Below are 3,545 nucleotides of genomic sequence, written 5' to 3'. Positions count from 1 at the left end.
ACTTGGCACACTATTGAGTTCTCAAACAACAGGAGCAACCGATTACTCACAAGCCCGACGCTTTCACGTCTTCAGCGGCTTGCTTTCCCTCGCTGCTACATTTACAGCTTATTTCATCTCCTTTTCCCTTGTCAAATCCTCGGTTGTGGCTTACAGCTCACAATCAACAATTCAACAAACGAACCCATGACAATTAATGACCTAATTCGTTTTCGCTTTAGAGCGCACGAACCGGCCGATCAATGTGAAGGGGTTGGTTGCCCTCATCGGGGCAACTCATGAAACATTACACCCACAATGGCCAACCGGCAAACCAGCCCGACGTCGCCTGCATCACGTCCTCGTGGCGGCGCATAACGGCCGCGTGGACTGCTGATATCGCCCTACTCAAGGTTGTCCGACAGCTCCTCCAAGGCACGGTAGGCGGGGGCCCGGGCTCGGGCTCAGGCTCAGGCTCAGGCTCAGGCTCAGTACAAGTGACTGGCACACCTCCGGTCACACGGACGGGTTGAGTCACTTTAGGTATGCAGTCAGCGATGTCAGAACATAGGGCGCCACGGCCACCAGAAGGGGCCGGCCAATGGAACGACCGGCCGCGCACACGGCGGACAGCCGATACGCCGGGCGGCGGAATACCTCGTCGCTGAGGGCTTCGCGCCTGAGGAACACCCTTCCGCCAACCCTCCCGCCCGACGCGAAGAAGCTCGGACCTTGGTTCCCAGGGCACGTCGTACTGATGAGCCAGTTGGGGAGTCTCCATCTGTGCTTCATTCTCAATCCCGCGAGTGGCTCCGACGTAGCTGACTTCTATCGGCGAGAACCTCGGCGCCTCCGGTCACCTCGAGCTGACCTATAGCCTCCTCGTTGTCCAACCGCCTCCTCCGTGGGGCACATCCTGGCCCGAAGAAAGTCCGGAGGAGCCTCCAACCGGCGCAGCGGGTCGTCGTCATGGCTCCGTTCGCCTTCGGAGGCAATACCCGAGGATGCCTCCACTCCCCCTGGTGGCAGCAAGCGCTGGTGGCGCCGGCGCTGACGGTTCCAGCGCTTGTTGGCCCGGCCCTTTACGCGGCGTTCCGCGAGACGGGCTGACCCAGATGCTGTCGAAGAACATGCTGCCGCCGCCCAAAACACTCCCCGTGCATCGCCGACTCATCGGCACTCCACGTGCATCGGCGACTCATCGCGACGTTGTCGTGAAGGTCAGTAGAGGTCGACCTACATGTGATGACCGCTTTCACCTCCCGCCATGGAGGCACCTTCACCCATGTCGGAAGATCACCTCGCGACGAGCACGGAAATCAGCGTCTCGTCGAACCTGCCTCCGGCCTCACCACGAGGAAACTCAGGCGCAGAGTCAGCTCGAGAAGAATCGGGTGCATCGACTGGGGACATCCTTCAGCTCCGACACCACGTATCCGACGCCGAGCCAGAGAAACGCTCGTTAGCCGAAGTTCCGAGGACTCCTCGAAGAGCGAGACCAGCGCTCAGCGGTCGTTGCCCATCCACGTCCACATGTGCCGCGCGGGAACGCTGCACCGGCGGACGCCGCGCAAGCATGCTGCACCAGCATCGATGGATAGAGATGCTTCTCTACTGATGACGCTGAAGCAGGCACAGGCCGTCCTTGCCGTGTGCGCTTGTCGAGCTGAGTGGCCCTACACATCGAGAGGATCATGCCTTGTACAGTTCACCGCGAAGCCGATCCGTTCGCTTCCGCCCATGAGCTCTCACTTCAGAGGTCAGTCCGTCGACCGAATAGCCGAGACCATGTACTTCGAGCACGTGATTCACCGTCGCTGAAAGCAAAAAGTGGACGGAGCATTGTGATCCGGTGGGAACGAGAGACGGGATCAAACCGTGAACGCATTGCTGGGACGGAGACCAACCACCGGCGCTCCGACCGAAGCAGACACAATGATCCTGGGACCACTGATGAGTCCCTTGCGTAGAGACCGGCTCCCGGAACCAGGCACAGCCGATGTAGGAATTGCCGGTGCCGACATCTGACGATCGGAGTACCGATATATTCGTCCGCCTGATCGAACAGACGATCCCTCTGTGAATAGTGCGCAGGCCAACGACGTGGCCCGACCAATATTCAACGTGAGCCGGCTACCGATTGGCCATCCGCTCAATCCACGTCAGTGGCCCCGTCGAATTGCCACGCACCACCGGTGGAGCATTGTCGACCTGCAGCGACGAGATGTGATTGACGGCAGCGTATCGCGCCAATGTCAGTGGCGGCCTGGTGGAGATGCTTGTTGGCGGTGCTCGACACGTGGTTCGGATGCGACGCCGCGCCTGATTACCTTCTGTGAGATCTCGGCTCCGAGCACCGCTCAGAGGAGGGGGCGCGGCCGGACGCCAAGCTCCCGCCATGATGAGCGGAGCCGACCAAAGGAATTGGGAGCCACCCGACAATCGTCTTGGCTCGATGGGCCGGTACAGGCTTGGCACTATCGGCAAGTACGGCGCGGTGAGCTCGTGTGGGCCGACGCCGGAGGTAAACCACAATTCCGATGTGGCGAGACTGCCAGTGTTGTGCGGCAAGCTCGTGCAGCTGAATTGGAAAGACCAGGTCACCAGCGCGAAGTAATGCAAGAAGTTGGAGGCTCCCGCGGTGACGGGATGAGCAGGTGCGGTCCGAGAGTTGTCCGCGAAAGGAGCGGACGTGAACGGATACGCCGAGACATCGGACGCACAGTGCGGGAGCTGTTCCTAGCAGGTCGTCACAGCGAAGGCCGGCGCATCGATATGCCTACGCCCCGCGGGAGCCTCCGTACGAGTCGCCTCTACGAGCTGGTCCGCCCCTAGCTGTACCTCGGGCGATGATGGCAATCAGGCCCGTGCCGTCAACCCATCAGTTGGCACCTCAGGAGAGGGATGTCCACGAGCCGCTCTCCGGCGTACCTACGAATACTGACCGTGCGGGCGAAGATCCGCTATCGGGTTCAGACGACCTCTGGTCCAGGACGTGCCGGCCAACGAAAGTGAACATGACTGACGCTGAACACAGACCCTAGCGGGAGGTGCTACCGGCTGACGTGTGCAATCTGATCCTGATCCGGCGCCGGCGTCACTTCGCTTGCTGCCAGTTCCTGCCTCGAGCTTGCTGGCTGTGGTGTCACTACCAGTGCTGCTGCGGGCGACCCTCGCGCTGGTCTGATGCGATCTGATGCGACCCGGAAGACGGTGCGACGCCGGCCTGCTCTGGGTCGCTTGCCGACTTTCCCGCCGTGAGTCGCTCGCTGGCTGTTCCTGCCCTAGGTTGCTTGCTGATTGTGCTGTTGCGGGCTGTGCTGTTGCGGGCGGTTACTACCGGGGGGCCGGTGGACAGGGCTCGGCCCTGGGTCAGGTTCTCGGCGGATCTGCCGCTTACCGTCGACGGTTTGCCGCTTGGTCTGCCGCTTGGTTTGCCGCTGACCGTTGACAACGTGCCGCTCGGTTTGCCGATGCTGCGGCTGCGGCTGCGGCCGCCCGTTGCGGGTCCGGGTTGAGGGCGTGTTGGGGGGTTAATGGGGTGAGGCCCCGCACCTGGTGGTGTG

At 61.6% G+C, this 3,545-nt stretch carries 1 protein-coding gene; it reads left to right on the top strand.

The window, feature by feature from the left end; genetic code table 11:
• The coding region (locus tag AC4D16_RS16920; protein WP_490955856.1) for a hypothetical protein at positions 1-190 on the top strand (190 nt) is incomplete at its 5' end.
• Positions 191-3,545: the final 3,355 nt, after the last annotated feature.

The organism is Arthrobacter sp. TJ-236 (genome assembly GCF_058269235.1).
Note: the sequence above shows the minus strand (reverse complement) of the source record. Positions and strands in the feature narration are given on the sequence as shown.